This is a genomic window from Microbacterium kunmingense, assembly GCF_023155745.1.
GTDB lineage: Bacteria > Actinomycetota > Actinomycetes > Actinomycetales > Microbacteriaceae > Microbacterium > Microbacterium kunmingense.
Genome location: NZ_JAKNUS010000003.1, coordinates 416658 through 423071 on the forward strand (window position 1 = coordinate 416658; position 6414 = coordinate 423071).

7 protein-coding genes are annotated in these 6414 nt (G+C 71.3%); 6 read left to right on the top strand and 1 reads right to left on the bottom strand.

The genetic code is table 11. The annotated features are described in order from the left end of the window. The first annotated feature begins 55 nt into the window (after positions 1 to 55). From ribD to MA875_RS06925, 6 genes are all read left to right on the top strand, one after another. Positions 56 to 1099, top strand: coding sequence for a bifunctional diaminohydroxyphosphoribosylaminopyrimidine deaminase/5-amino-6-(5-phosphoribosylamino)uracil reductase RibD (ribD, locus tag MA875_RS06900; protein ID WP_248241326.1), 1044 nt, complete (start codon positions 56 to 58; stop codon positions 1097 to 1099). Further along, positions 1099 to 1743 (top strand): riboflavin synthase, encoded by a 645-nt coding sequence (locus tag MA875_RS06905; protein ID WP_248241329.1) that lies wholly within the window; start codon positions 1099 to 1101, stop codon positions 1741 to 1743. Before ribD ends, MA875_RS06905 begins: the two co-directional genes overlap by 1 nt. Further along, positions 1740 to 3014 (top strand): GTP cyclohydrolase II, encoded by a 1275-nt coding sequence (gene ribA / locus MA875_RS06910; RefSeq protein WP_248241331.1) that lies wholly within the window; start codon positions 1740 to 1742, stop codon positions 3012 to 3014. Before MA875_RS06905 ends, ribA begins: the two co-directional genes overlap by 4 nt. Next, on the top strand, positions 3011 to 3487 hold the full coding sequence (ribH, locus tag MA875_RS06915) for a 6,7-dimethyl-8-ribityllumazine synthase (RefSeq protein WP_248241333.1): 477 nt from the start codon (positions 3011 to 3013) through the stop codon (positions 3485 to 3487). Before ribA ends, ribH begins: the two co-directional genes overlap by 4 nt. 254 nt (positions 3488 to 3741) lie before the next feature. After that, complete coding sequence (locus MA875_RS06920; protein WP_248241334.1) at positions 3742 to 4092, top strand: Fe-S protein; 351 nt, start codon at positions 3742 to 3744, stop codon at positions 4090 to 4092. A gap of 4 nt (positions 4093 to 4096) precedes the next feature. Further along, complete coding sequence (locus MA875_RS06925; protein WP_248241337.1) at positions 4097 to 5584, top strand: MFS transporter; 1488 nt, start codon at positions 4097 to 4099, stop codon at positions 5582 to 5584. A gap of 3 nt (positions 5585 to 5587) precedes the next feature. Here the strand turns inward: MA875_RS06925 and MA875_RS06930 are convergent, their stop codons facing one another. After that, positions 5588 to 6217, bottom strand: a complete 630-nt coding sequence (locus MA875_RS06930; RefSeq protein ID WP_248241339.1) for a LysE family translocator — start codon at positions 6215 to 6217, stop codon at positions 5588 to 5590. Between the last annotated feature and the right edge of the window lie 197 nt (positions 6218 to 6414).

Genomic DNA, 6414 nt, shown 5'->3' on the forward strand with positions numbered 1-6414 from the left:
TCGTACCCGTGCCCCGGGGCCCCTATGGGTCGACTGGATGGACGAGGGAAGACGGATGACGGTGCGAGACGTCGAGCGCGACGCGATGCGTCGCGCTCTCGCGCTGGCCGTCAACGGCCCGGTGGGATACAACCCCCAGGTGGGCGCGGTGATCCTCTCCCCCGACGGCCGGATCCTCGCCGAGGGATGGCACCGCGGTGCCGGCACCCCCCACGCCGAGGTCGACGCGCTCTCCCACCTCTCCCCCGAACAGGCCCGCGGCGCGACGGCCGTGGTGACGCTCGAACCCTGCAATCACACCGGCCGGACCGGCCCCTGCGCGCAGGCGCTCCTCGCCGCCGGGATCTCCCGCGTGCTCTACGCGGTCGACGACCCGGGGGTCGTCTCCGCCGGCGGCGCCGACACCCTCCGTGCGGCGGGCGTGGAGGTCGAAGCCGACGTGCTCGGCGACGAGGGCCGCGAACTGCTGGCCTCCTGGCTGACGGTCCAGCGCCTGGGCCGCCCGCATGTCACCGTCAAATGGGCGCAGTCCCTCGACGGCCGCGCCGCGGCATCCGACGGGACCAGCCAGTGGATCACCGGAGCCGCCGCGCGGGAGGACGTGCACCGACGCCGAGCGGCGGCGGATGCGATCGTCGTCGGCACCGGCACGGTGCTCGCCGACGACCCGTCGCTGACCGCCCGCGACGGCGCCGGGGCGCTGCTCGCCCACCAGCCCCGCCCCGTCGTCATCGGCGAGCGCGCCACCCCTGCCGATGCGGCCGTGCGGCGGCATCCCCGCGCCCCGATCTTCTCCTCCTCGCGCGACCTTGCGCGGGTGCTGAACGACCTCCGGCGCGAGGGTGTGCACCGCGTCTTCGTGGAGGGCGGTCCCACCCTCGCCTCCGCGTTCGTGCGCCAAGGCCTTGTCGACGAGGTGCTCGCCTACGTCGCGCCCGTCCTCCTCGGCGGCCCGCGGCTCGCCCTCGGCGACATCGGCGTCGACTCGATCGGCGGCGCCGTCCGCCTCGCCCTCTCCTCCGTCGAACGGCTCGGCGACGACCTCCTCCTCGTCGCCCACCCCGTGACGACCCCACCCGCGAACGCGAAGGACAGCTGATGTTCACCGGAATCATCGAAGAGATCGGCGCCGTCACCGCCGTCACCCCGTCCGGCGACGGTCTGCGACTGACGGTGCGCGCCCCGAAGGCGGTCTCCGACGCGGGTCACGGCGACTCGATCGCCGTCAGCGGCGTGTGCCTGACCGTCGTCGACCGCGGCGAGGACTGGTTCACCGCCGACGTCATGCGCCAGACCCTCGACATGTCCACTCTGGCCGGCGTCGCCGCGGGCCGCGCGGTGAACCTGGAGCGCGCGACGGCCGCGCACGGGCGGCTGGGCGGTCACATCGTGCAGGGCCACATCGACGGCACCGGCACGGTGATCGACGTGCGGCCCGGGGCCCAGTGGCGGGTCGTGCGCATCGCCCTTCCCGCGCACCTCGCCCCGCTCGTCGTCGACAAGGGTTCGATCGCCGTCGACGGGGTCTCTCTCACCGTCAGCGCCGTGAGCGCGCCCGAGGCCGCCGAGCCGTGGTTCGAGGTCTCGCTCATCCCCGAGACCCTGGAGGCCACCACCCTCGGCTCCCGCGAGGCCGGCGACGCCGTCAACCTCGAGACCGACATCCTGGCGCGGCACGTGCAGCGCCTTCTCGCATTCCCCCTGACGGCGCCCGCCGTCCCGACAGAAGGAGGCTCCCGATGAGCCTTTCGCCCCTCTCCGACGCCCTCGACGCCCTGCGCGCGGGCAAGCCCGTCATCGTCGTCGACGATGAGAACCGCGAGAACGAGGGAGACATCATCCTCTCCGCGGCGCTCGCGTCCCCCGAATGGGTGGCGTGGACGGTGCGCTGGTCCAGCGGCTTCGTCTGCGCGCCGATGCCCGCCGACTGGGCCGACCGGCTCGATCTGCCGCCGATGGTGGAGGTCAACGAAGACGCCCGGGGCACCGCGTACACCGTGAGCGTCGACGCCGCCGACCGCATCTCCACGGGCATCAGCGCGAGCGATCGCGCCCACACCCTCAACGTGCTGGCCGATGTCGAGTCGACGCCGAGCTCGGTCATCCGCCCCGGGCACATCCTGCCGCTGCGCGCGGTCGACGGCGGGGTGCGCGAGCGCGCCGGGCACACCGAGGCCGCCGTCGAGCTGATGAAGCTCGCGGGCCTTCCGCCGGTCGGCGCGATCGCCGAGGTCGTCGCCGAGGACGGATCGATGATGCGGATGCCGGGCCTGGTCGATCTCGCGGCCCGCGATGGCATCCCGCTCATCACGATCGAGCAGCTCATCGCCCACCTCGACGAGGTCGACCCCGTCGACGCGTCCGCCCACGGCGCCCAGCGTCGTCGAGTGAGCCTGCGCGCCGAGGCCACGGTGCCCACGTCGCACGGCGAGTTCCGGTTCCGGGCGTACAAAGACCGTGTGACCGGCACCGATCACGTCGCGGTCATCTCGGGTGAACTCACCGACGCGGCACCGCTCGTGCGGGTGCACTCGGAATGCCTCACCGGCGAGGCCTTCGGCTCACTGAAGTGCGAGTGCGGTCCGCAGCTGGATGCGGCGCTGGACGCCATCGAACGGGACGGCGGCGTGGTCATCTACATGCGCGGCCACGAGGGGCGCGGAATCGGGCTCATCAACAAGCTCCGCGCGTACAGCCTGCAGGAACGAGGGCTCGACACCGTCGACGCGAATCTCGCCCTCGGCCTGCCCGCCGATGCCCGCGACTACGCCGCCGCCGCCGGCATCCTCGCCGACCTCGGCATCGAGAAGGTGCGGCTGCTGACCAACAACACCGACAAGGTCGCGCAGCTGCGCGGGTTCGGTCTGGACATCATCGAGCAGGTGCCGCTCCTCGTCGGCGTCGGTCCGAACAACCACCAGTACCTGGCCACGAAGCGCGACCGCATGGGGCACATCATCGACGAGGGCGATCTGGCCGAGGCCATCGCCCACATGAAGGAGGGGGTCGCGTGAGCGGCAAGGGAGCACCGATCGCGGTCGACGAGATCGACGGCGCCGGCCTGCGGGTGGTCGTCGTCGCCGGCACCTGGCACGCGACCATCACCGACGGCCTGATCGCCGGCGTCGAGCGTGTTCTCGACGCATCGGGGGCCGACTACCGCCTGGTCCGGGTGCCGGGGTCGTTCGAGCTTCCCGTCGCCGCGAAGGCGGCGCTGGAGGCCGGCGCCGATGCCGTCGTGGCCCTCGGCGTGATCATCCGCGGCGGGACCCCGCACTTCGAGTACGTCTCGGCCGCCGCGACCGACGGTCTCACCCGGGTGGCGCTGGACACCGGCAAGCCCGTCGGCTTCGGTGTTCTCACCCTCGACGACGAGCAGCAGGGCCTCGACCGCGCTGGGCTCGAGGGCTCGAAGGAGGACAAGGGCGCCGAGGCCGCGGACGCGGCCCTGCGCACCGCGCTGGTCCTCCGCGCACTGCGCGGCTGACCCCTCGCCACTCCGCACCTCCCCTCACCACCCCCTCCACCCCTCTCCTCCCCCTCCGGTTCGGCGAGAATGCAACTGGGCGCCGAAAATCCGGGTTCACCCCGCATCCTCGGCGCGCAGATGCACTTTCGCGGGCGGGGCAGGACGGCGAGGCGGGGTGTGGGGCGGGGCGGGGGCAGGGTGCGGCGCGGAGGATGCGGGCGTGAGGCGCGCCTTCCTGGCGAGGGAGCGGGGCGCCCCCTACCCTCTGAGCTATGGAATTCCTGCGCCACCTCGTCGTGCTCGTCCACCTCACCGGGTTCGCGGTGCTCTTCGGCGCCTGGGTCGTCGAGGCGGTCTCGCGTCGACGTCAGGCCACCCGGGTCATGGACTGGGGTCTCCTCATCGCCGGTGTCGCGGGACTCATCCTCGCCGCGCCGTGGCCGGCGGGCATCGAGCTGAACTACGCCAAGATCGGCGTGAAGCTCGTGATCCTCCTCGCGATCGGTGCGGTGATCGGCATCGCCCGCGCCCGCCAGCGGAAGACGGATGCCACGCCGCCGGCCCTCTTCTGGGCGATCGGCGTCCTGACCTTCGCCAACGCCGCCATCGCGGTGCTGTGGTGAGGCGATGACCCAGGCCACCGACTCCGCCGCCGCTTCCTCGCCCGCCGCCCCGGCCAACCCCCGCTCGCGCGTCATCACGGCGAGCCTGGTCGGCACGACGATCGAGTTCTACGACTTCTACGTCTACGCCACCGCGTCGGTGCTCGTCTTCCCGCTGCTCTTCTTCCCCACGGGCAACGACACCACCTCGCTCCTGGCCTCGTTCGGCGTCTTCGGCGCCGCAATGGTCGCCCGGCCGCTTGGTGCGGTCATCTTTGGCCACTTCGGCGACCGCTTCGGGCGCAAGGCCACACTCGTGGCATCCCTTCTCACCATGGGGATCGCGACCTTCCTCATCGGGTGCCTCCCGACCTTCAACGACATCGGCCTGTGGGCGGCGCTCCTGCTGCTGATCCTGCGTCTCGCGCAGGGGTTCGCCCTCGGCGGCGAGTGGTCGGGGGCTGCCCTCGTGGCGACGGAGAACGCGCCTGCCGGCAAGCGCGCGTGGTACGGCACGTTCCCTCAGCTCGGAGCCCCGCTCGGCTTCATCATCGCCAACTCGGTGTTCCTGACGATCTACTTCCTCCTCCCCCACCCCGAGGATCCGGCGCTGCGCTCCGACGCCTTCCTGGCGTGGGGGTGGCGCGTGCCGTTCCTCTTCTCGGCCGTCATGGTGATCATCGGCCTGTGGGTGCGTCTGCGGCTGGTGGAGTCCGACACGTTCGTGAAGGCCGAGCAGAAGGGCGTCATCCGCCGCTTCCCCGTGGGCACGGTGCTTCGCCGCTACTGGCGGCAGGCGATCCTCGGCACGTTCATCATGCTGGCGACCTACGTGCTGTTCTATCTGATGACGCAGTTCACGCTGTCGTACGGGACGAAGCCCGCCGACCTGGAGTCCGCGAGCGCGGCGGCGCGGGCGGCCGCGGAATCCGCCGGCCGCGCCTTCGACGAGGCCGCCTTCGCCGCGCAGTTCTATCCGGGGCTCGGCTTCGGGTACACCGACTTCGTCATCATGCAGATCGTCGGCGTGGTCTTCTTCGGCATCTTCACCCTGCTGTCGGGTCCGATCGCCGACGCGATCGGACGGCGGACCATGCTGATGTGGGTCACCGGCCTCATCGTGGTGTTCGGGCTGTCGTTCTCGATCTTCCTGTTGCCCTCGGCAGACCCGAAGTTCACCGGCTCGCTGACCCAGGCGTTCCTCATCTTCGGCTTCATCCTCATGGGGTGGAGTTTCGGGCCCATGGGCGCGGTCCTTCCGGAACTCTTCCCGACGAACGTGCGCTACTCGGGCTCGGCGATCGCGTACAACGTCTCGTCGATCCTGGGCGCCGCCGTGGCGCCGATCATCGCCGTGGCCCTGTGGCAGCTGGGCGACGGGAATCCCTGGCTCGTGGGGCTCTACCTTTCGGCGATGGGCGTGCTCACCTTCATCGCCCTGGCGCTTGCGCCCGAGACCAAAGACGTCGACTACGACGCCGACCTCGGGGTCGGTGCCACCGGATCGCTCTGAGACTCAGGCGGAAGCCCGTCGGGATGTCGCCAGCCACGCAGCGAGCCCGAGCAGCACCGCACCCGAGACCCGCTCGAGCCACACCGCGCCCCGTCGCTTGAGGAGGCGCACGGCACCGGACCCCAGCACGGCGTAGCCGAGCATGATCGCGAAGTCGAGCGCGCAGAACACCACGCCGATGAGCAGATACTGCGGCAGCGGGGGTGCGGCGGGGTCGATGAACTGCGGCAGGAGCGCGCCGACGAAGAGGTATCCCTTGGGGTTCGTCACCGCGACGAGGAAGCTGCGGAGGAACAGCGCGCGGCGCGAGCCGCGCGGGTCGGCTGCCGGATCGCCGTGGAGGAGCGCGCCGCGGGACAGCAGCATCCGGATCCCGAGGAAAGCGAGATACGCCACCCCCACCCACTTCACGACGGTGAACGCCAGCTCGCTCGCAAGGAGCAGGGCCCCGAGGCCGATGCCGACCGCGACGACGAGGACGACATCGGATGCCACGGCACCGAGCATCCCGGCGGTGGCGCGCTTGACGCCGTACCGGGAGCCGTTCGCGAGGGCGAGCAGGACGGTCGGCCCGGGGATCGCGATGGCGACCACCGCGGCGAGGGAGAAGGCGAGGAGGGTGGCGAGATCCACGGGCCTCCCTTCCGTGACAGCACGGTCCTGGGGTGAAACAGTGGCGCCGAGTGTAGTGCGGCGCCCGTTCTCAGACCCTATGAGGGTGGGGGTTCTGAGACTCTTGTAGGCCCAGGGCCCCACGGTGCAGATTCGTGGATCATCCCGTGAGTGGCACGGGATGCCGACATGCAGCGGAGGCCCTGGTGTTCAACGAG